Source organism: Streptomyces gobiensis, assembly GCF_021216675.1.
GTDB classification, from domain to species: domain Bacteria; phylum Actinomycetota; class Actinomycetes; order Streptomycetales; family Streptomycetaceae; genus Streptomyces; species Streptomyces gobiensis.
The window spans coordinates 5520001-5541657 of sequence record NZ_CP086120.1 but is presented as its reverse complement, the minus strand read 5'-3'; the positions used below and the strand labels follow the sequence as shown (position 1 = coordinate 5541657).

Annotated in this window: 18 protein-coding genes, 2 rRNA genes and 1 riboswitch (1 of these 21 only partly in view); of the genes, 4 read left to right on the top strand and 16 right to left on the bottom strand. The window is 67.6% G+C overall.

Features of this window, described 5'->3' with window-relative positions; genetic code table 11:
• Positions 1 to 133 precede the first annotated feature (133 nt).
• A complete protein-coding gene (locus test1122_RS25790) occupies positions 134 to 1150 on the bottom strand; it encodes an EamA family transporter (RefSeq protein WP_232271567.1) in 1017 nt (338 codons plus the stop codon).
• A gap of 422 nt (positions 1151 to 1572) precedes the next feature.
• Between test1122_RS25790 and test1122_RS25785 the strand changes: the two genes are divergently transcribed.
• A complete protein-coding gene (locus tag test1122_RS25785) occupies positions 1573 to 2394 on the top strand; it encodes a PhzF family phenazine biosynthesis protein (protein WP_232271566.1) in 822 nt (273 codons plus the stop codon).
• Between the two features lie 20 nt (positions 2395 to 2414).
• Here the strand turns inward: test1122_RS25785 and test1122_RS25780 are convergent, their stop codons facing one another.
• Positions 2415 to 3227, bottom strand: coding sequence for a CPBP family intramembrane glutamic endopeptidase (locus test1122_RS25780; RefSeq protein ID WP_232271565.1), 813 nt, complete (start codon positions 3225 to 3227; stop codon positions 2415 to 2417).
• A 23-nt stretch (positions 3228 to 3250) separates the two neighbouring features.
• On the bottom strand, positions 3251 to 4747 hold the full coding sequence (locus test1122_RS25775) for a glutamate-cysteine ligase family protein (protein ID WP_232271564.1): 1497 nt from the start codon (positions 4745 to 4747) through the stop codon (positions 3251 to 3253).
• Positions 4748 to 5221: 474 nt separating this feature from the next.
• Between test1122_RS25775 and test1122_RS25770 the strand changes: the two genes are divergently transcribed.
• Positions 5222 to 5809: a hypothetical protein gene (locus test1122_RS25770; RefSeq protein ID WP_232271563.1), complete on the top strand. Its 588-nt coding sequence runs from the start codon at positions 5222 to 5224 to the stop codon at positions 5807 to 5809.
• Between the two features lie 305 nt (positions 5810 to 6114).
• Positions 6115 to 6321 (top strand): DUF5999 family protein, encoded by a 207-nt coding sequence (locus tag test1122_RS25765; protein ID WP_277879890.1) that lies wholly within the window; start codon positions 6115 to 6117, stop codon positions 6319 to 6321.
• Between the two features lie 95 nt (positions 6322 to 6416).
• Here test1122_RS25765 and gcvP read toward each other — a convergent pair whose 3' ends face one another.
• Entirely contained in the window at positions 6417 to 9314 is a 2898-nt protein-coding gene (gcvP, locus tag test1122_RS25760) for an aminomethyl-transferring glycine dehydrogenase (RefSeq protein WP_232271561.1), read from the bottom strand.
• A 188-nt stretch (positions 9315 to 9502) separates the two neighbouring features.
• Positions 9503 to 9600: riboswitch (glycine riboswitch) on the bottom strand.
• Positions 9601 to 9735: 135 nt separating this feature from the next.
• Between gcvP and test1122_RS25755 the strand changes: the two genes are divergently transcribed.
• Positions 9736 to 10119, top strand: a complete 384-nt coding sequence (locus tag test1122_RS25755) for a PRC-barrel domain-containing protein (protein ID WP_232271560.1) — start codon at positions 9736 to 9738, stop codon at positions 10117 to 10119.
• On the opposite strand, the gene test1122_RS25750 is transcribed toward test1122_RS25755, so the two are convergent.
• The 12 genes from test1122_RS25750 to test1122_RS25695 form a co-directional block, all read right to left on the bottom strand.
• Positions 10029 to 11501, bottom strand: a complete 1473-nt coding sequence (locus test1122_RS25750) for a DNA polymerase IV (protein WP_232271559.1) — start codon at positions 11499 to 11501, stop codon at positions 10029 to 10031. The two genes, test1122_RS25755 and test1122_RS25750, sit on opposite strands and share 91 nt — an antisense overlap.
• Before the next feature lie 55 nt (positions 11502 to 11556).
• Positions 11557 to 12165, bottom strand: a complete 609-nt coding sequence (locus test1122_RS25745; RefSeq protein ID WP_232271558.1) for a MerR family transcriptional regulator — start codon at positions 12163 to 12165, stop codon at positions 11557 to 11559.
• Positions 12166 to 12352: 187 nt separating this feature from the next.
• Entirely contained in the window at positions 12353 to 12826 is a 474-nt protein-coding gene (locus test1122_RS25740; protein ID WP_027764781.1) for a bifunctional nuclease family protein, read from the bottom strand.
• A gap of 63 nt (positions 12827 to 12889) precedes the next feature.
• On the bottom strand, positions 12890 to 13630 hold the full coding sequence (ftsR, locus tag test1122_RS25735) for a transcriptional regulator FtsR (protein WP_232271557.1): 741 nt from the start codon (positions 13628 to 13630) through the stop codon (positions 12890 to 12892).
• Positions 13631 to 13648: 18 nt separating this feature from the next.
• Positions 13649 to 14539 carry an FHA domain-containing protein gene (locus tag test1122_RS25730; RefSeq protein WP_422397096.1) on the bottom strand — a complete coding sequence of 297 codons (891 nt, stop codon included), beginning with the start codon at positions 14537 to 14539 and terminating at the stop codon, positions 13649 to 13651.
• A 58-nt stretch (positions 14540 to 14597) separates the two neighbouring features.
• Positions 14598 to 15605, bottom strand: a complete 1008-nt coding sequence (locus test1122_RS25725; protein WP_232271556.1) for a DUF881 domain-containing protein — start codon at positions 15603 to 15605, stop codon at positions 14598 to 14600.
• A 5-nt stretch (positions 15606 to 15610) separates the two neighbouring features.
• Positions 15611 to 15943, bottom strand: a complete 333-nt coding sequence (locus test1122_RS25720) for a small basic family protein (RefSeq protein WP_232271555.1) — start codon at positions 15941 to 15943, stop codon at positions 15611 to 15613.
• Complete coding sequence (locus test1122_RS25715) at positions 15940 to 16845, bottom strand: DUF881 domain-containing protein (protein WP_232271554.1); 906 nt, start codon at positions 16843 to 16845, stop codon at positions 15940 to 15942. Before test1122_RS25715 ends, test1122_RS25720 begins: the two co-directional genes overlap by 4 nt.
• Before the next feature lie 97 nt (positions 16846 to 16942).
• On the bottom strand, positions 16943 to 19438 hold the full coding sequence (locus tag test1122_RS25710) for a mannose-1-phosphate guanyltransferase (protein WP_232271553.1): 2496 nt from the start codon (positions 19436 to 19438) through the stop codon (positions 16943 to 16945).
• Between the two features lie 110 nt (positions 19439 to 19548).
• A complete protein-coding gene (gene clsA / locus test1122_RS25705; protein WP_232271552.1) occupies positions 19549 to 20157 on the bottom strand; it encodes a cardiolipin synthase ClsA in 609 nt (202 codons plus the stop codon).
• A gap of 135 nt (positions 20158 to 20292) precedes the next feature.
• Positions 20293 to 20409: ribosomal RNA gene (rrf, locus tag test1122_RS25700) — 5S ribosomal RNA — on the bottom strand.
• Between the two features lie 83 nt (positions 20410 to 20492).
• Positions 20493 to 21657 (bottom strand): 23S ribosomal RNA (locus tag test1122_RS25695); it runs 1963 nt beyond the window's last position.

Here is a 21657-nt window from a genome sequence, read left to right as displayed (position 1 = left end):
GTCGCGTGATCCCGTATGCGGGCAGCTACGACCTGCGCGGGCGGTCCGACATGGGACTCCGGCGCGGTCTTCCTCGGCTTGCCCGCCTTACGCGGCGGGCGGCGGAAGCACAGTCAAAGGCACGACCGGCACCCTACGAGGCCTGGACCTCCGCGGGCAACTCGGCTACGGGCTCGGCCGCTCCGCCCAGCGCCACCGGCTCTGGAGGGGCGGCCCTGGGCGTCGAGCTCTGCGCGACAAAGGCACCGGCGAGAACGACAGCGCCACCGAGGACCTGTGCGGCCGAAAGGTACTCGCCGAGCAGCACCCAGGCGAGCACCGTGGCGATGACCGCTTCAAGACAGGCGACAACCCCCGCCACTTGCGGGGACAGACGGCGGACCGCCACCACTCCGGTCAGATAGGCGGTCACCGTCGCGATCAGCACGATCCACCCCAGCAGCAGCGCGGCAGGCACCGGGGTTCCGTCCATCGCGGCCTTGCCGCCGAGCACCGGCCACTCCATGCCCCAGGGGCGGGCGATGATCGTAAGCACCCCGGCGCCGAACAGCAGCCCATAGGTGATGACACCGATCGGGTCCGGCGCCGGGCGGCCGTCCGGGTCGCCGCTGCCGTGGTCGGACAGGATGAAGTAGCCGACCTGGCAACAGGCGGCGCCAAGGGCGAGCAGCAGTCCGAGGAGATCGAAGCTCAGCCCGGTCCAGATCTCGACGACGCAGGTCAGACCACCCACAGCGAGCACCACACCCACGCCCGCCGCCCGGGTTACCGGCCGCCGTTGCACACAGCGCACCCAGCCCAGCACCAGTGCGGGTGCCAGATATTCGATAAGCAGCGCGACACCGACCGGGATACGGGAGATCGCCGCGAAGTAGCACGCCTGTACGCCAGCGACCGCGAAGAGCCCGAACCCGGCCAGCAGCGCGGGGCGTTCCCGCAGCAGCCCGCGGTGGTGCCAGGCGAGCGGGAGCATCACGAGGGCGGCTCCAGCGACCCGTAGCCAGGTCACGTGCAGTGGGTCAAGACCCGCCTCGATCAGTGGCTTCGCGGCTACGCCGGAGCCGCCGAAGGCGAAGGCCGAGAAGAGCGCGAGGCTGAGGCCAACGCTCCGGCCGGAGCGCACGGAGGTGACGGTGTTCGAGGCAGGCACCCGGTCATCATGCCCATCGGCATCATGAGTGTCGACCCTTTCACCCCTGACACGGGCCCCTGTCCAGCAGCCGTGCGGCCGGCGCGTCCCGGCCGACACCCGCGCGGTCCAGCACCTCGGCCGCCCGGCAGCCAGGATCGGCGGCCAGCGCCGCGAAGAGTCAACTCCCTCGGCCCGTGGGCGGCCGCGCGCCCCCGCCCGTTCCCAGGCGCCCACCATGGCCGTGGCCGCCGCCGGGGACCAGCCCGGCGCGACACCGTCGGCCACCACGGGCAGTGCTCCGGAGACGCCTGGCCTTCCGCCGTCACCCCCGGTGACGATTCATCGCCGCGCCGGGCCTCCTGTCGGCAAACCAATCCCGGTCCAGTTCCCGCGAATTGGCCTTGGCCCGCGCCGTCGGTGGACTTCTACGCTCAGCGGTCATGAAGATCTGTATCGTTGACGCCTTTACCGACCGTCCCTTCGCCGGGAACCCGGCCGCCGTGGTGCTGCTGGACTCCGGGCCCTTCCCCGAGGATGAGCAGCTCCAGCGGCTCGCCGCCGAGGTCAACCTCTCCGAGACCGCCTACGCCCACCCGCTGGCCCCGGGTTCCGAAGCAGACTGGGCACTGCGCTGGTTCGCCCCGGCTGCCGAAGTGAGTCTGTGCGGTCACGCGACCCTCGCCACCGCCCATGTCCTGCACACCTCCGGCCGGGCATCCGGCACCGTCCGGTTCGCCACCCGCAGCGGTGTCCTCAGCGCCGATACCGCTGCGGACGGGTCGATCACCCTGGACTTCCCGACCGCTCCGCTGACCCCGGCGCCGCTGCCCGAGGAGGCGGCCACGGCGCTGGGCGTGCAGGCTCTGTCCACCCACTACACGGGTCCTCAGGTCGGCGATTATCTGGTCGAGGTGGGCGATGAGAAGACCGTCCGCTCACTGGCCCCCGACTTCCCCGCGCTGGCCCGGCTCGGCGGACGCGGCTTCGTCGTCACCGCACGCGCCGACGACCCCGCCGGCGACTATGACTTCGTATCCCGCGGCTTCTTCCCGGCCGTCGGCGTCAATGAGGATCCGGTCACCGGCAGCGCACACACGGCCCTCGCGCCCTTCTGGTCCGCCCGGCTGAACCGTGCCGAGCTGACGGGCCTGCAGGTGTCAGCACGTACGGGGCTGGTACGCACCATGCTGCGCGAGGACCGCACACTGCTGACCGGCACCGCCGTCACCGTCATCGACGGGGAACTGCTCACCGGGCTCTGACGTACCGCACCGGGGGCGGATCAGGCCGTGGGCAGCCAGCCCACCTTGCGCGCCAGCAGCGCGTAGCCGGTGAAGGCCACGATGTCGATCATCGCGTGCGCCGCGACCAGCGGACCGAGCCGCCCCCAGCGCCGGTACAGCCAGACGAAGATCACGCCCATGGCCATATTGCCGACCAGGCCACCGATCCCCTGGTACAGGTGGTACGAGCCGCGCAGCACCGAACTCGCGGCGAGTGCCGCCATCGGGCTCCAGCCCAGCTGATCCAGTCTGCGCAGCAGATAGCCGACGACGATGACCTCCTCGACGACGGAGTTCTGCATCGCCGACAGGATCAGCACCGGGATTTTCCACCACACCTCCGGCAGCGACTCGGGGACCACGGTGAGATTGAACCCGGCCATCCGCGCGCCCAGATAGAGAAGCAGCCCACTGCCGCCGATCCCCGCCGCGACCAGCACACCCCAGCCCAGGTCGAAGCGGGGCCGCCGCAGATCGAAGCCGATCGCGCGCATCCCGGTCCGGCCACCCGGCCGCTCGCGCGTCAGCAGATGGGCGACGAGCAGAACCGGCACCAGCGCGGTGGTGATCCCGAAGAGCTGCCAGGACAAGTCGAGCCAGGGGCGGTCCGGGGCCAGTGATCTGTTGAGGGTCGCGGCCTGGTCCTTCAGACCTCCCGGCTTGGTCAGTGACCCGGCAAAACTGATCAGCGCCGAAACCGCGCTGGCGCCCAGCGAGAGGGCCAGCACCAGCAGGGTCTCGTGGTGCAGGTGCTGTCGCGACAGGCCGTCCTCGGGCAGGGAGAGCGTCGTTTCGCGTGGCTGTGACCGCACGCCTGCCTCCAGTTCAGCGACGGCTAGGGCCCTGGTGGCCAGCTGTGCACCGGCTCTCCGGTGCGTATCAGCTCACAGTACCGGCGGACCGCTGCGGCCAGCGCCTTCTCCCGGTCCAGACCGCCCTCCCGTGCCCGGTGGTAGGCGGCCGCCTGCCATGCGGCCCCGTTGGTGCGGCGGCGGCAGCGCTCGTCGATGACTCCGAGATAGCGGTCACGGTCAGCGGGCTCCACTCCCCAGGCGTCGAGCCCGGCGGCGGCCAGCGGCAGCAGCTCCTCCCGTACCAGCCGGTCCACCGGAACGGTCGTCAGGCCGCCGGCCCACCCTGCCCGCGGCCAGTGGAGCCGTGCGTCGATGCCGTGGCGGCAGGCGGCGTCGAAGTTCTCCTTCGCCGCGGCGAAGGGCATCCGCGTCCACAGCGGGCGCTGTTCATCGGCGAACGCGCGCACGAGCCCGTAGTAGAGGGCGGTGTTGGCGAGCACATCCGTCACCGTCGGCCCGGCCGGCAGCACCCTGTTCTCCACCCGCAGATGCGGTACCCCGTCGGCGATGCCGTAGACAGGCCGGTTCCAGCGGTAGACAGTGCCGTTGTGCAGCACGAGTTCGGCCAGGGACGGGATGCCACCGTCATCGATGATCCGTAGCGGGTCCTCCTCATCGCATATCGGCAGCAGCGCGGGGAAATAGCGCACATTCTCAAGGAAAAGGTCGTACGCCGACTCGATCCACCGCTCTCCGAACCAGGTCCGCGGCCGCACGCCCTGTGCGCTGAACTCAGGTGGACGGGTATCGGTGGACTGGAGGAACAGCGGTGCCCGGGACTCCCGCCACAGCTCGCGGCCGAAGAGGAACGGGGAATTGGCGCCCACGGCGACCTGCACTGCGGCGGCGGCCTGCGCGGCGTTCCACACATCGGCGAAGCGCCCCGGTGTCACCTGGAGATGCAGTTGCACCGAGGTGCACGCGGCCTCCGGGGCGATGGACCCGGAGACATAGGTCAGCCGCTCCACCCCCGCTATATCGAGCATGACCTCCTCGCCCCGTGCGGCCATGATCTGGTCGTTGAGGAGGGTGTAGCGGTCCGCCGCCGAGAGGTTCGCGGAGACCAGATCATCGCTGGTGAGGGTGGGCAGAATACCGATCATCACGATCCGTGCGGCGACCTCCCGGGCCTTTCGGTCGGCGTAGGCCAGGCCGGTCTGCAGCTCCTCGGCCAGCTGGTCGAAGACTCGCCCGGCCAGCTGGTGCGGCAGGATATTCACCTCGAGATTGAACTGGCCCAGCTCCGTCTGGAAATCCCGGCTGGCGATGCGCTCCAGCACTTGCGCGTTCATCATCCGGGGCATTCCGTCGGCATCGGCGAGATTCAGCTCTATCTCCAGCCCCATGAGGTTCCGTGGGCGGTCGAAGCGCCGCTGTGCGAGCAGCCGGTCCAGCCCTTGGAGGCACTGGTGGAGCTTGTCCCGGTAGCGCCGGCGATCCGTCAGGTCGAATCTGTCGGCCGCGACCTTCTCCCCCATCGATGGGTCCCTCCTCGGTTGGACGTGCCCGGATGATGCCCCGCGTTGTGATCGATAACTCCCGGGCACCCGGGGTAAGGTGGTCCGGGACGGCTCTGTGCAGGCACATTCCGGCGGCATAAGGCAGCGTCCAGGGCCTCACGCAATTTCCTCGTGATAACACCGGCCAGATTCAGCCGACCGTGCACGTATTCCATTCCGAGGCCAACGGCTCCGCCGCTTACACAGAAGCGTAGATATCGGATTGAAAATCCGTCTGAATACAGCCTTGCCAGAAATACGCAAGACAGCTAGAGGAAACACTCCTTGAACATGTGTCGTATAAACTCTGTGCATGAGGCCGTGACGTGACGCCCCATCGGTGCTGGTTCCCTCACGCCTTCCCGGCCCGCCCCGCGCGGTTCCGGTTCGCCGACAGCGTCGTCCGCGCCCCGCCGCGCACCACCGTGTCTCCCAAGTGAGAGGCGACCCACTATGCCCTTGCACGCTCCCCCGGCTCCCGCGCCCGCCCTGCGCAGTGTTCTTGCGGCCCTCGGTTCCCCCACCGCGGTCCGTGGTGCCCGCATTCCACCCGCGTTGCGTGCCGCTCGCGGCACCCTGAAGCCTGAACTCCCGCTGCCCGTACATGTCCTGACCGCTATAGCCGGGTCCGGGCCATCGCCCCGCACCCGGCTGACCGGCTGGCGCTTCCTGCTGCGCGGCTCGGGCGCCGCGGTGGGTACGGCCGAGACGACGTGCACCGCGGACGGCTGGGTCTTCTCCCAGTTCGGTGAAGGCCCGTATGTCGCGTCCACCGAGAACGCGCTGCGCCGCGCCGAGTCGCTGACCGCCTCATATCAGCCCCGGCTGCTGTCCGTACCAGAGCTCTACATGCTGACGCTGTGGCTGCACGCAGACACCGAGGCCGATGCCGCTGCGGGCGTCCTGGCTCCGGCAGACCTCCTCGTCCCGCTGTCCCCGGCGCCCCCCGGTATCGCTCCCGACCGGCAGCACCGGGTGGATGGACTGCTGCCGCTGCTGATCCACCGGGTAACCGCCCCACTGCTGCGCACCCCGGCCTGACGGCCCCTCGGAGGAGCGTGAGCGTGCCCCGCGACCGCACCGGTCGCGGGGCGCTCTGCTGTCCACCCCGAGCGGACTAGTCCTAACTGACCCCCCTACCACCCGAAAAGATGGTTCTTGTGTGGGCAACCGCTCACGCGGGTGACGCGTCATGCTCTAAAGAGGAGCGCTGTCTTGAAATGCCTGCGGAATGACCTCCGCAGGACGACACTGGGGACCAACACACAGAGCGAAACGGGGGCGCGGCCATGAATACCGACTCAAGCCGCAGGACACACACCGCAACGCAGCGAAAGAACTCCATCATGTGCCAGCATCAGCCACCCTGCCCATCAGCCGACTCCGCCGACCGGGAGGCCGCCCATCTTGTGGCGCACCACCCCGAGCAGGGGTGGAGCCTGCTGTGCAATGGCGTTCTCCTCTTCGAGGACACCGGTGAGCTGCTGCCGGACGGGCAGATCATCGCCCCGCACCGGCCGCTCGGCGCCGATCAGATCGCCACCGCCGCCTGACGCAAGCACGCAGCGGCTCCTTGACCGGAAAGAACCGGGCCCCCAGCGGCGCACCGCCGGGGGCCCTTTCGCAGTTCACATGTCAGGGACACGGGTCAGCCGTCGTACTCCTCCAGCGGAGGGCAGGAGCAGACGAGGTTCCGGTCGCCGTAGGCACCATCGATCCGCCGCACCGGAGGCCAGTACTTGTCCGAGGCGGCGGCAGCCCCAGCCGGGAAGGCCGCTTCCGCACGGCTGTACGGACGGTCCCACTCACCAGCGAGCTGGGCCGCCGTGTGCGGGGCACCGCGCAGCGGGTTGTTCTCCGTGCTCCACTCCCCCGTGCCCACCTTCTCGATCTCGGCGCGGATCGCGATCATCGCCTCACAGAAGCGGTCCAGCTCCGCGAGGTCCTCGCTCTCCGTCGGCTCGATCATCAGCGTCCCGGCCACCGGGAATGACATCGTCGGGGCGTGGAAGCCGTAGTCGATCAGCCGTTTGGCGACGTCGTCGATGCTGACGCCGGTCACCTTGGTCAGCGGCCGGACATCGATGATGCACTCATGCGCGACCAGGCCGCCCGGACCGGTGTAGAGCACCGGATAGTGCGGTTCAAGACGCTTGGCGATGTAGTTGGCGCTGAGCACCGCGACCTGGGTGGCACGGCGCAGCCCCTCGGCTCCCATCAGTCGCACATACGCCCAGGAGATCGGCAGGATCCCGGCCGATCCCCACGGTGCGGCGGAGATCGGCCCGATGCCGGTCGCCGGACCCGCCGCGGGCTGCAGCGGATGGTTCGGCAGATAGGGGGCGAGGTGAGCGCGCACCCCGACCGGGCCGACGCCGGGGCCACCGCCACCGTGCGGGATACAGAACGTCTTGTGCAGATTGAGGTGGGAGACATCCGCGCCGAACTTACCGGGCTTCGCCAGACCCACCAGCGCGTTGAGGTTGGCGCCGTCCACGTACACCTGGCCGCCCGCGTCGTGCACGGCCGCGCAGATGCCGGTGATGTCCTCCTCAAAGACTCCATGGGTGGAGGGGTAGGTGACCATCAGTACGGCCAGCTCCTCGCCGTACTTCTCGATCTTGGCGCGCAGATCCTCCGCGTCGACATCGCCGCTCTCGCCGGTCTTGATCACGACTACCTTCATCCCCGCCATCACCGCGCTTGCGGCATTGGTGCCGTGCGCGGAGGACGGGATGAGGCAGACGGTGCGCTGCGGGTCGCCGTTGGCCCGGTGGTAGGCGCGCACGGCCAGCAGACCGGCGAGCTCGCCCTGGGAGCCGGCATTGGGCTGGATGGACACCTTGTCGTAGCCGGTGACCTCGGCGAGCCGGTCCTCGAGCTCACGGATGAGAGTGAGGTAGCCGTCGGCCTGGTCGACCGGTGCGAAGGGGTGCAGTGCCCCGAACTGAGACCAGGTGACCGGCTCCATCTCGGTGGTCGCGTTGAGCTTCATGGTGCATGAGCCCAGCGGGATCATGCCGCGGTCCAGCGCGTAGTCCCGGTCCGCGAGCTTGCGCAGATAGCGCAGCATGGCGGTCTCGGAGCGGTGCTGGTGGAAGACCGGGTGGGCGAGGTACTCGTCATCGCGCAGCAGCGACTCGGGCAGCGCGTCGCCGGTCGCCGCGTCCAGCTCCGCTATGCCGGGGACATCGGAGCTCACGCCGAAGGCGGCCCATACGGCCAGGAGCTGGTCGCGTCCGGTGGTCTCATCGCAGGCGATTCCGACCTGGTCGGCGTCGGTCAGCCGCAGGTTGACACCCGCCTCGCGGGCGGCGGCCACCACCTCGGCGGCGCGGCCCGGCACCCGGGCGGTGACGGTGTCGAAGAAGACGCCGTGCACGACCTCGACGCCACCGGCCTTGAGCCCTTCGGCGAGCAGCGCGGCGTATCGGTGCGTACGACGGGCGATGGCGGCCAGCCCGTCCGGGCCGTGGTAGACGGCGTACATGCCCGCCATCACGGCGAGCAGTACCTGGGCGGTACAGATATTGCTGGTGGCCTTCTCCCGGCGGATGTGCTGCTCCCGGGTCTGCAGCGCGAGACGGTAGGCCTTGTTGCCGTCGGCGTCGACGGATACGCCCACCAGGCGGCCGGGCAGACTGCGGGCGAACTGCTCACGCACGGCCATAAAGCCGGCATGCGGGCCGCCGAAGCCCATCGGCACACCGAAGCGCTGGCTGGAGCCCACCGCGATATCGGCACCCAGCTCACCGGGCGAGGTGAGCAGCGTCAGGGAGAGCAGATCGGCGGCGACGGTGACGATCGCGCCCATCTCGTGCGCCTGCTCGATTACGGCACGCGGGTCGCGCACAGCCCCGGAAGCGCCCGGGTACTGCAGCAGCACACCGAAGACGCCCTGCTCGGCGACGTCGGCCGGGATGCCGTTGGTCAGATCCGCGACCACGACCTCGACGCCGGCCGGCTCCGCGCGGGTCTGAATGACAGCGATGGTCTGCGGCAGACAGTCGGCGTCCACCAGGAAGACGCCCTTCTTGACCTTGCCGACGCGCCGGGAGAGCGCCATCGCCTCAGCGGCGGCGGTGCCCTCGTCCAGCAGCGAGGCACCCGACGTCGGCAGGCCGGTCAGATCGGCGACGACGGTCTGGAAGTTGAGCAGCGCCTCCAGGCGGCCCTGGGAGATCTCCGGCTGGTAGGGGGTGTACGCCGTGTACCAGGCCGGGTTCTCCATGACATTGCGGAGGATGACCGGCGGAGTGAAGGTGCCGTAGTAGCCCAAGCCGATCATGGAGTCCAGTACCTGGTTACGCTCGGCGAGGCCGCGTAGCTCGGCGAGGACAGCAGCCTCGCTGCGCGCGCCCGGCAGCCCCAGGGCCTCGGTGCTCTTGATCACATCGGGCACGGCGGCGGCGGTCAGCTCATCCAGCGAGCCATAGCCGACCTGGGCGAGCATCTTGGCCTGGTCCTCGGCATCGGGGCCGATGTGGCGGCGCTCAAAGGGTGTGCCCTGCTCAAGCTCGGCGAGGGAGATGCGGTCTGTGGTCATCTGCGGAGGCCTCCTGGTCTGTGCGACCTGCGAGGGGCACCTTGGCGCGGGTGCCCGGACGGCCTCCCCCTCTGTCATCTCAACCTGAGAGTTTCACCGGCCCGCTGGTCGCGGTCCGGCTTTCACCGTCGGTGAGGAGGGGCTTTGGCACTGTGCCGTCCGTTGCCCGCCCTGCTTTCCAGAGTGACCTCGTCCGTGCGGTACGTGAGCCTGAGAGATTCCGGGGAGGGTTTGCTCCTTCGGCGCCTCCGGCGCTGCCGCCGGAGGACTCTCCCGCATGGGGTCAACAGCCATTTCCGAGCCTACCAGCGACGGGTTCGCAGGGGCTCTGGCCAGGTACTCGACTGGCCAGCAGGATAAAAGTGTCATTTCGTTGTCCTTAGGGACTCTTACGGAGCAATGGCTACCAGTTGGAGGGGCCGTGCAGACCGATATCGATCCACGGAGCCTGATCGGGCACAAGGCTTTTGACCGGGACGGAACCAAGATCGGCACAGTTGACGAGGTGTATCTCGACGATGCCACCGGAGAGCCGGAGTGGGCTGCCGTGCGCACCGGATTCTTCAGCCGTGACGCCTTCGTCCCCCTGGAACCCAGCGAGGTCGTTGACGACACGCTGCGTGTCCCGTTCGAGCGGGCACTTATCAAGGACGCTCCGGACTTCGGCGTGGGCCGCCATCTCTCTCCCGAGCAGGAGCTCCAGCTTTATCACCATTACGGACTGGACTTGCCCAGCGGCGGCGATCCGGCACGCCCGGAATCCGACCAGGGATTCGGCCGTATCGCCGGGTCCGAGGATGACTGACCGGCCGCCGATGCCGCCGTGGCAGGGCCGGGCACCAGTGGCAGCGGCTCGGCCGGGGCGAGCTCGGGGTCGTCTACCGGAAAGGTGCGTACTCTGCCAGGCGCTGAGCCCGGCTGCTCAAAACGCACGGTGACCCGGCCGACTCCGCTGCCCTGGACCCATCCCGGCCCGTACACCGTGTGCCGCACATCCGCCCCTGGCAGCCACCGCTGTGGCCGCCCCCGCGCGGCTACCAGCCCGGCGCCGTGCTCCCTGTCCGCCGCGCGGGGCTCGCTGTCGGACAGCTCCTGATCACCCCTGGTCGGCTCGGCTGTGGCCTGGGCGAAGAGGTCCTCCTGGGTGAAGTCGGCCAGCCCGCTCACGCCCACTCCCAGCAGCCGTACGCCCTCCGTGGTGTCCACCGTCTCGATCAGACGTGCGGCGGCCTCCCGGACGACCGAGGGGTCGTCGGTGGGGCCGCGCAGCGTCTCGGAACGCGTGAGCGTGGCGAAGTCGTAGCGCCGGACCTTGATCACGACGGTGCGTCCCGAGCGCCCGGACGCCCGCAGCCGCTGCGCACAGCGCTCCGCCAGCCGGCCGATCTCCAGCTGGACCCGGGTGCGGTCGGTGACGTCCACCTCGTAGGTGTCCTCGACGGAGACCGATTTCGACTCCCGCTCCGCCACCACCGGCCGGTCGTCGATACCCCTGGCCATGGCATACACCGAGGCCCCATGCGCCTTGCCGAGCAGCCGCAGCAGCTCCGCCTCCCCCGCCGCCGCGGTCTCCCCCACGGTGGTGATCCCGGCCCGCCGCAGGGTCTCGGCGGTGGCCGGTCCGACGCCAGGCAGCGTACGCACCGGGAGGGGGGCGAGCAGTTCCAGCTCCGCACCCGGCTCGATGACCACGAGCCCGTCCGGTTTGGCACGCTCGGAAGCGATCTTCGCGAGCATCTTGGTCCCGGCCAGCCCCACCGAGCCGCTCAGCCCCGTGGCGGCCCGGATCGCGCTGCGCAGTCCTTCCCCTGTCCGCCGTGCGTCGACCGAGGTGGCCGGTGTGCCGCCCGCCTCCAGATCGACGAACGCCTCGTCCAGGCTGAGCGGCTCGACCAGCGGTGACAGCCCGGCGAGCAGCCCCATTACGGTCTCGCTGACCTCCCGGTAGACGGCGAAGCGCGGGGTGAGGTAGGCAGCGTTGGGGCAGCGTCTTCGGGCCTGTGCGGTCGGCATCGCCGAGTGCACTCCGAACCGGCGTGCCTCATACGAGGCCGTCGCGACCACACCACGTGGACCGATTCCTCCGACGATCACTGGCTTCCCGCGCAGACTGGGCTTCGCCGCCTGTTCCACGGCGGCGAAGAACGCGTCCATGTCGAGATGCAGGATCGTCGGTGCGCCTCTCACACCGTCGATGCTGCCCTATGGGTCTGACATCGGCCCTCTGTCGGCGCCGCGCCGGTCAGCCCGCCCGGTTACGGCGTCGGGCCAGTTCATCGGCCGGATTGTTCCCGATCAGCGTCTCGCCGGTGTCCACGCGCTCGGCGTGCAGCTGGGACAGCGCGCTCTCCACATCCCGCCAGACCACCCCCACGGCGATACCGAAGATGCCCTGGCCCCCCTGCAGAAGGTCGACCACCTCATCCGGGGAGGAGCACTCATAGACCGTCGCACCGTCACTCATCAGCGTCATCCGGGTGAGGTCGCCAAGGCCACGGGCACGCAGATGCCGGACGGCGGCCCGGATGTTCTGCAAGGACACCCCTGTGTCCAGCAGCCGTTTGACGATCTTGAGGACGACAACGTCCCGGAAGCTGTACAGCCGCTGGGTGCCGGAGCCGTAGGCCGACCTGATGCTCGGTTCCACCAGGCCCGTACGCGCCCAGTAGTCCAGCTGCCGGTAGGTGATACCCGCCGCGGCACAGGCCGTGGGACCGCGGTAGCCGAACTGTTCCCGGGGTTGGGCCTCGGGCACCGGGGCGGGCTTGGCAGCGGGCTGCGCCGGGGCCCCGTACAGCGGATAGGTGCGGCTCCCCTCCAAGCCAGCCCTGCCGTCGCCGGTGCTTCTCACGCCGACCCTCCGTCCCTTCACGTCCCGTGAGTACACGTCCCGGGACCTGCCTCAATGACGGTAGGCAGTCACTTGGGGTGCGTCAACGATCGCCACACTCGGCACGCCGGGTGATAATCACCCTACGGGTGGTTTCGCGTGCCCGCAGCCCGGGAATGGACGCGGGATGGTCGCGGGCCCTGCGGGCTTACTGGCTGCTTGTACCGAAATCCTCGGGCGAGATCTGATCCAGGAACTCGCGGAACTTCTCCACCTCGTCCTCCTGCTCATCCGGGATCGCGATCCCCGCGTCGTCCAGCACCCCGTCGCTGCCGTAGATGGGCGTTCCAGTCCGCAGTGCGAGCGCTATCGCGTCGGATGGGCGGGCACTGACCTCGACTCCGCTGGCGAAGACCAGCTCGGCGTAGAACACCCCCTCACGGAGATCCGTGATGCGGACCGCGGTGAGTTCCTGTCCAACCGCCTCGAGGACGTCCTTGAAGAGGTCATGGGTCAGCGGACGGGCCGGGGTCATGCCCTGCTGGGCGAAGGCAATGGCGGTCGCCTCCCCGGGGCCGATCCAAATGGGGAGGTAACGGTCGCCTCCCACTTCACGCAGGAGCACGATCGGCTGGTTAGAGGGCATTTCGACCCGGACACCCACGACGTCGAGCTCGTTCACACAGCAACCCTAGGACGTGCGCCACCTGTTTGGGTAGTCGGGCTCCTCCCAACAGGCATCTTCTCAGTGTGCGCGTACCCGCAGCGCCGTCCTCACAAGCGCTGCGTGCAGCCGCACCGACAGCCCTGCCAGCTCCCGGGCCGTCGCCTCGGCATGGGCCCGCGTCTTGGGATTCCGGTGCCGACGCAGGGGGGCCACGATCTGCTCGACCAGGCCCGCCTCACGTTCCGCGGCCGCCTTTACGGCACGCAGGTGACGCGGTTCCAGACCGAACCGGCCCAGATCGGCGATAAGCCGTGCGACCTCCACGGCCTCCGCCTCGTAGCCGTCCTCGGCCACGGGACCGATCAGGCCGTATGACTCCCACTCGGCGAGCTGCCGGTCCTCCACCTCCGCGGCGGCGAGCAGCTCGGCACGGCCCATCCGTGCCGAGCTGACGGCCTCGGCCGGCCCCGGGGCGCTGTCCGGCAGGTCACACGGCGGGGCCTGCCCTGGCAGCGGCACCTGCTCGCCGCGGTCCAGCGCGTCCAGCTGCTCACGGATGACCTTCAGCGGAAGGTAGTGGTCGCGCTGCATCCGCAGCACATAGCTCAGCCGCTCGACGTCGCCCGCGCTGAACTTGCGATACCCGGAGGGGGTGCGCTGGGGCTCGATCAGGCCTTCCGACTCCAGGAACCGGATCTTGGAAATGGTGATCTCGGGAAATTCGTCACGCAGCAGATTGAGCACGGCCCCGATGCTCATGGGGCCGCTCTCCGCGGTGGCGGTGCCGCTTCCGGCACCGCCCGACGGTGTGTGAAGCATGAACCTTCCCTGCGGGGGTCAGATGCTCCGCTGGCTCGCGAAGAAGACCAGTCGGAACTTGCCGATCTGGACCTCGTCGCCGTTATTCAGCACGACCGAGTCGATCGGCTCACGATTGACATACGTGCCGTTCAAGCTGCCCACGTCCGAAACGGTGAAGCGGCCGTCCGGGCCACGCCGGAACTCCACATGACGGCGTGAGACGGTCACGTCGTCAAGGAAGATGTCGCTCTGCGGATGCCGTCCCACCGTGGTGAGCTCGCCATCCAGCAGGAATCGGCTGCCGGAGTTCGGGCCTCGGCGGACCACCAGCAGCGCCGACCCCATGGGCAGCGCCTCGACGGCCGCCAGGGCCTCGGGGGACAGCATGGGCGTCTGCCCCGTCGCCTCGGCGTCGTAGGCCTCCAGGCCGGAGATGGAGATCGTGGAGGTCGTCTCCGAGGCCCGCTCAGCGGTCGGAGCCCCACCGCGCAGGGGCGCACCGCAGTTAGAACAGAACCGGCTCGCCTCAGCGGCTCGGTTCCCGCACCTCGTACAGACCGGCAAGGCGAACCCTCCACCCTCACTTGAGGTTGATGGTTCTTCGAAACCTATGCGCCCTGCCGTACCCGGGTCAACAGAAGCCGCGCCGTGCCCACCCGAATTGTCGCCGCCCGAGGCAGTCACCTCATCGCGGAACAGCGGGCGCTCAGAGCTCTCCGTCGACGCCTCACCCGCAGACCCACCATGCCGGGCGGCGTGACGCGCGGCGCCATCACCGGCGTCCCGGCGCTTGCCGAACAATTTCGCAAAAAAACTCACGGGCGATTCCCCTCGCACGAAACAGACCCGCCCGTGGGGCAGGACAGACCCTTGATGCTCACACAGGCCGATTCGGACATCCTGACAACGTCCATGGCCATCAGACAGTTTCCACCACGCAGCACCCCACAAGCCCCCCGACCCCCCGGAAAGCTCACAGGCACCCTCACCGGGATGACAACTGAGCGTAGTCAGGCCGCTTCGCAGGCCGCAAGGCATCCACGATGATCTTCTCCGAACGACTGATGGACACAGTGGCTTGATCCTTACGCAGGGTCTGCACGATTCCCCCTGGAATGTTCAGCGCTGGTTCCAGATCCTGCGGTTTGCCGATGACGTCGAAGCGGTAGGGCGGGGCTACCTTGCTGCCATCGATGCGGACCCCGCCTTCCGCATCGGAGAAGTACGTATCGGCCACCACCCGCACATCGTTGATCTGGATGGCTTCCGCACCTGCCGCACGGAGCTCCTGGATGGCGTCCAGCAGCCTTTTCGCCTCCACGGCACCCGCCGGGTCGCTGATTTCGAGATGGATCCCGGGCCCGGTGGCCCCGATCGTGCCCGCGAGGACTCCGAGCTGCCGCTCCCGCTCCCGGGTCTGCTTGCGGGCCTCCTCGGCCTGGTCCGAGCTGTTCTCCAGCTCTGAACGCTGACCTTCGAGCCGCTGCTTCTCGTCCTCCAGCCGCTTGGTGCGGTCCTCCAGCTCGCCCAGGATCCGTACGAGATCCTCCTGCCGTGCACCGCGCAGGGGGCTGCCCTCGCTGGTCGAGCGTACCTGGATGGCCAGGCCCAGCCCCAGAACGAACAGCAGCAACGCTGCGACGAGTTGCTTCCGGTTCACCCGGGGCGGCCACAGCCCGGCTGCGAGCCGCTGCCTGCCGGTCAGCTGCGGCTGCTCCGGCCCGGCTGGCTTCCCCTCTTCGCCGGGGGCACTCTGACTGCCCGGCACCGCGCTCTCGTCCGCGGTCTCTGCGGTCCGCCCGGCGCTCACCGACGGCGGCTCCTCGGGTTCCGTCCCCTTCTCCGGTTCCGTCCCCTCCCCCGGTTCCGTCGCCTTCCCCGGTTCCGTCGCTTTCCCCGGTCCTGCCGATTCCGCCGATTCCAGCGGTGCGGGGTCCTCGGACTCGTGCCGGGTGCCGCGGCGCTCGTCCGGATTCTTCTCGTCGTCGCTCATGGATCTCACGCCCGGAAGATGTGCCGCCGGATCGCGGCCGCGTTGGAGAAGATACGGATGCCCAGGACGACCACCACGCCGGTGGACAGCTGGGCACCGACCCCCAGCTTGTCGCCCAGGAACACGATCAGCGCGGCGACCACGACATTGGACAAGAACGACACGACGAAGACCTTGTCGTCGAAGATGCCGTCCAGCATCGCCCGCAGTCCACCGAAGACCGCGTCGAGCGCCGCGACCACGGCGATGGGCAGATAGGGCTCCACGACCGTTGGCACCACGGGCCGGAGAACAAGTCCGGCCACGACTCCCACGATCAGGCCCAGTACGGCGATCACGATGTGCTGCCCTTTCCTGTGTTCACGGGCTCTGCCGTTCGTACGATCAGGCTCGGCGCGGCAGACAGCCGCACCTTCCCCTGTACGGCGATGCTGGTACGGATGCCGTAGCTCTCCTGGAGTACATGCAGATACACACCGTCGGCGCTGTCCTGGAATCTGCTGCTGAGCCGTTGCCCATCACCGATCGCGAGCACGGTGTACGGCGGCACGAGGGGCTTGTTGTCGACGAGTATGGCGTCGCCCGCCGCGCGGATGGCGGAGAGCGCCGTCAGCCGCTGGCCATTGACCGAGATCGCCTCCGCGCCCGATTCCCACAGCCCGTTCACGACCCGCTGCAAATCGCGGTCGAGCAGCCGGCCCGTATCGGAGAAGCCACTGCTCCCCCGGGGATCGCCGGTGTCCCCCCTGGTGCCCTTGGCGTCGTCGACGACCAGCTTGACACCCGGCCCCTCGACGGGGGTGGCCCCGGCCAGCAGTCCGACCAGCTCGCCGGTGTCCCCGCCGTGGTTCTGCAGGGCCTCGCGCTGTTTGGCGGCGACGGCCTCCCGAAGAGAGTCCATACGCTTTTGCAGCGCGTCGGCGTCCTGGGTCCCGTCCTCAATACGGTCGATCAGCTCCTGGCGCTCCTTGGCGACGGTCGGCGCGGCGAAGCGTGCCTGCGCCGCTCCCAGGGTGACCACCAGAGCGGCCAGGACCAGGCCGAGGGCGAGCCCAAGCTTGGCCCGCAGTGTGCGGGGCAATCCCGAGCGGCCCTCGGCGCCTCGACGCGCGGCCGCTTCCGCGTAGCCGTCGTCGAGGCTGTGGTCCATCACGTTGGTCAGCAGCGACATGGAGGCATCGGGTCGCGCAGGCCGCGATGCGGTACTCCGTTCGGGGTGCTGCTGCGACATGCCGCACATCGTCGCATGTCCAGAGCTTCACCGCCGAATGGGCCCACCGGTATGCCGGATCGAGTCAATTCCCCTACGCCATCCGGTTACCGTCATGACGGTGCCGTCAGTGTCCCGCGCTGTCAACCACGGCGGACCACTCATCCAGCAGCGCCTGCGCGGAGTCGTCATCCGGCCCCTCCGCCCACAGGTGTGTCACCGCCTCCGCCGGGTCGGGGAGGACCATGACCCAACGACCATCGGACTCGACCACCCGCACTCCGTCGGTGGTGTCCACAGACCGGTCCCCGGCAGCTTCCACGACATGCCGCATCACCAGTCCCTTGACAGCCCAGGGCGTGGCCAGGTCACGGCGCAGCACATGAGCGCGTGGGATACGTGCGCTGATCTGGCTGAGGGTGAGCTGAGTGCGGGCGACGAGCCCGATGAGGCGGACAAACGCGGCGCTGCCATCGAAAACAGAGCTGAACTCCGGGATGATGAAGCCGCCCCGTCCATCACCACCGAAGATCGTGGCGTCATCGCGGCCCACCCTGGTGAGATCGTCCGGCGAGGTGGTGGTCCACTCCACCTGCGTGCCGTGGTACGCGGCCACCTGCTCCGCGATGCGGGTCGTCGTCACCGGCAGCGCGACCCGCCCGCTGCGGCGCTCCGCGGCGACGAGGTCAAGCATGACGAGGAGCGCCCGCTGGTCCTCGATGATCCTGCCACGCTCATCCACCAGGGACAGCCGTTCACCGACCGGGTCAAAGCGGACGCCGAACGCCGCACGGGCCGAAGCGACCATCTCACCGAGCCGGACCAGCCCGGAGCGGCGGGCTTCCGCTGTCTCCGTGGGCCGCGCCTCATCGAGCCCCGGGTTGATCGTGAGGGCCTCCACACCGAGGCGTCCCAGCAGGCTCGGCAGCACCAGACCGGCGCTGCCGTGCGCGGCGTCCACCACGACCTTGAGCCCGGACTCGGCAACGCCGCTGGTGTCCACGGCGCGCAGGAGGGAGCCCGCATACGAGTCGAAGACGCTGGCGGGGAAGCGCAGATCGCCGATCTCACCGGGGAAGGCTCGGCGATACTCCTGGCGGGCGTAGACCCGGTCCAGTTTGCGCTGGCCGGCCTGGGACAGGTCCGCGCCACGCTCATCGAAGAACATGATGTCCAGTGAGTCCGGCACCCCTGGGGTGGTCCGGATCATGATCCCACCCGCACTGCCTCTGGCGGTCTGCTGGCGGGCGACCGGCAGAGGCGCGTTCTCCAGGTCGCGGACGTCGATGGCGCTGGCCTGCAGGGCGGAGATCATGGCTCGTTTCAGCGCTCGCGCACCACGGGAGTGGTCGCGCGCCGTGGTGACCGTGGACCCCTTCTTCAGGGTGGTGGCATAGGCGCCCGCGAGCCGTACGGCGAGCTCGGGCGTAATCTCCACATTCAGGATGCCGGAGACACCACGGGCACCGAAGAGATGGGCCTGGCCCCGGGATTCCCAGATGACCGAGGTATTGACGAAGGCGCCGGCCTCAATTGTCTTGAAGGGATAGACGCGCACGTTGCCCTGGATAATCGATTCCTCGCCCACCAGACACTCATCACCGATGACCGCCCCGTCCTCGATGCGGGCAGCGCGCATGATGTCGGTGTTCTTGCCGACCACACAGCCACGCAGATTACTCTGCTGTCCGATGTAGACGTTGTCGTGCACAACCGCCTTATGCAGAAAGGCGCCGCTCTTGACGACGACATTCGAACCGATGACGGTGTGTTCCCGCAGCTCGGCGCCGCTCTCCACTTTGGCGTAGTCACCGATGTAGAGCGGTCCACGAAGCTCCGCGTCCGGGTGCACCTCGGCTCCCTCGGCCACCCAGACGCCTGGGGAGATCTCGAAGCCGTCGATATCAACATCGACCTTGCCCTCGAGGACATCCGCCTGGGCCTTCACATAGCTCTCATGGGTGCCGACGTCTTCCCAGTACCCTTCGGCGATATAGCCGTAGATCGGTTTGCCTTCCTTCATGAGCTGCGGGAAGACATCACCGGACCAGTCGACGGGTACGTCGGGCTCCACGTAGTCGAAGACTTCCGGCTCCATCACATAGATTCCGGTGTTGACTGTGTCGGAGAAGACTTGGCCCCAGGTCGGTTTCTCGAGGAAGCGCTCGACTCGGCCTTCCTCGTCGACGATGGTGATTCCGAATTCGAGCGGGTTCGGCACCCGTGTCAGACAGACCGTGACCAGCGCTCCACGCTCACGGTGAAAGTTGATCAGCTCGGTGAGATCAAAGTCCGTGAGTGCGTCCCCGGAGATGACCAGGAAGGCGTCGTCCTTGAGGGCTTCTTCGGCGTTCTTGACGCTGCCGGCGGTGCCGAGTGGCTTCTCCTCATTGGCGTAGGTCAGCTCCATGCCGAGCTCCTCGCCATCACCGAAGTAATTCTTGACGAGGGAAGCGAGGAACTGCACGGTTACCACGGTCTCGCTGAGCCCGTGCCGCTTGAGCAGCCTCAGTACATGCTCCATGATCGGCCTGTTGGCCACGGGCAGGAGCGGTTTGGGCATGCTCGCGGTCATAGGGCGAAGCCGAGTGCCTTCGCCACCAGCCATCACGACGGCTTTCATGTCGGAAACGTCCTCCTCGAAGAGACGACGGTCATGCCGACCAAGCCTGGTCAGATGGCCACGGATCGCATACGGGCACCCGGCCTCTGCAACGCTGCCAGGAGGCTAGCTCAGTCGGCCGCGGCGTCCGCCTTGAGAATCCGGCGGACCTGAACCACGTAGAGGATTCCTGCCCACCAGTACAGCGTTGTACCCCATCCAGCGAACGCCCATCCGAAAATAGCAGCGAGCGAGGACAGCCATCCACTTCCATCACTGAGAAGCAGCAACGGAAAGGCGTACATCAAGTTGAAGGTGGCCGCCTTGCCCAGGAAGTTCACCTGAGGAGGCGCGTAGCCGTGACGGTCCAGGAGCCAGACCATCACCAGCAGCAGCAGCTCACGGGCGAGCAAGAGCACCGTGAGCCACAGAGGCAGGATGTCACGCCAGGTAAGACCCACCAGCGTCGAGAGGATGTACAACCGGTCAGCCGCTGGGTCGAGGATCCGGCCGAGGCTGCTGATCTGGTTCCAGCGCCGCGCGAGCTTACCGTCCAGGTAGTCGCTGACACCGCTCAGGGCGAGCACTGCGAGGGCCCACAGGTCGCGGTTGGGGCCCCCGAACTCCGGCCAGAGGATGAGCCAGAGAAAGACGGGCACCCCAACGAGCCTCGCCATGCTGAGGATGTTGGGGATCGTGAGGACGCGGTCTGTCTGGACGCGCGTCTCCTGGACCTCCACCGGGGCCTCCCGTGAGAATGTGCCAGCTTTGCCCCCTGACCTTACCCGCAGAAGCCAACGCCCAGCGCACGGGGGCTGCCCCTGAAACGCAGAGAAGCCCCGTTGGTTTCCCAACGGGGCTTCTCATCAATGATTGTTCGGCGGCGTCCTACTCTCCCACACGGTCCCCCATGCAGTACCATCGGCGCTGAAAGGCTTAGCTTCCGGGTTCGAAATGTAACCGGGCGTTTCCCCTTCGCCAAGGCCACCGAAACACTTATGAAGTTCACAACCAAAAAAATTGGTTACCGGTTCTGGTCGTTACCTCAGAACCTACACAGTGGACGCGAGCAACTGCGGACAAGCCCTCGGCCTATTAGTACCAGTCAACTCCAACCGTTACCGGTCTTCCATATCTGGCCTATCAACCCAGTCGTCTACTGGGAGCCTTAACCCCTCAAAGGGGGAGGGAGTCCTCATCTCGAAGCAGGCTTCCCGCTTAGATGCTTTCAGCGGTTATCCTTTCCGAACGTAGCCAACCAGCCATGCCCTTGGCAGAACAACTGGCACACCAGAGGTCCGTCCGTCCCGGTCCTCTCGTACTAGGGACAGCCCTTCTCAAGACTCCTACGCGCACAGCGGATAGGGACCGAACTGTCTCACGACGTTCTAAACCCAGCTCGCGTACCGCTTTAATGGGCGAACAGCCCAACCCTTGGGACCGACTCCAGCCCCAGGATGCGACGAGCCGACATCGAGGTGCCAAACCATCCCGTCGATATGGACTCTTGGGGAAGATCAGCCTGTTATCCCCGGGGTACCTTTTATCCGTTGAGCGACGGCGCTTCCACAAGCCACCGCCGGATCACTAGTCCCGACTTTCGTCCCTGCTCGACCCGTCAGTCTCACAGTCAAGCTCCCTTGTGCACTTACACTCAACACCTGATTACCAACCAGGCTGAGGGAACCTTTGGGCGCCTCCGTTACCCTTTAGGAGGCAACCGCCCCAGTTAAACTACCCACCAGACACTGTCCCTGATCCGGATCACGGACCCAGGTTAGACATCCAGCACGACCAGAGTGGTATTTCAACAACGACTCCACCCATACTGGCGTACGGGCTTCACAGTCTCCCACCTATCCTACACAAGCCGAACCGAACACCAATATCAAGCTATAGTAAAGGTCCCGGGGTCTTTCCGTCCTGCTGCGCGAAACGAGCATCTTTACTCGTAATGCAATTTCACCGGGCCTATGGTTGAGACAGTCAAGAAGTCGTTACGCCATTCGTGCAGGTCGGAACTTACCCGACAAGGAATTTCGCTACCTTAGGATGGTTATAGTTACCACCGCCGTTTACTGGCGCTTAAGTTCTCAGCCTCGCCCACCCCGAAGAGTGAACTAACCGGTCCCCTTAACGTTCCAGCACCGGGCAGGCGTCAGTCCGTATACATCGCCTTACAGCTTCGCACGGACCTGTGTTTTTAGTAAACAGTCGCTTCTCGCTGGTCTCTGCGGCCA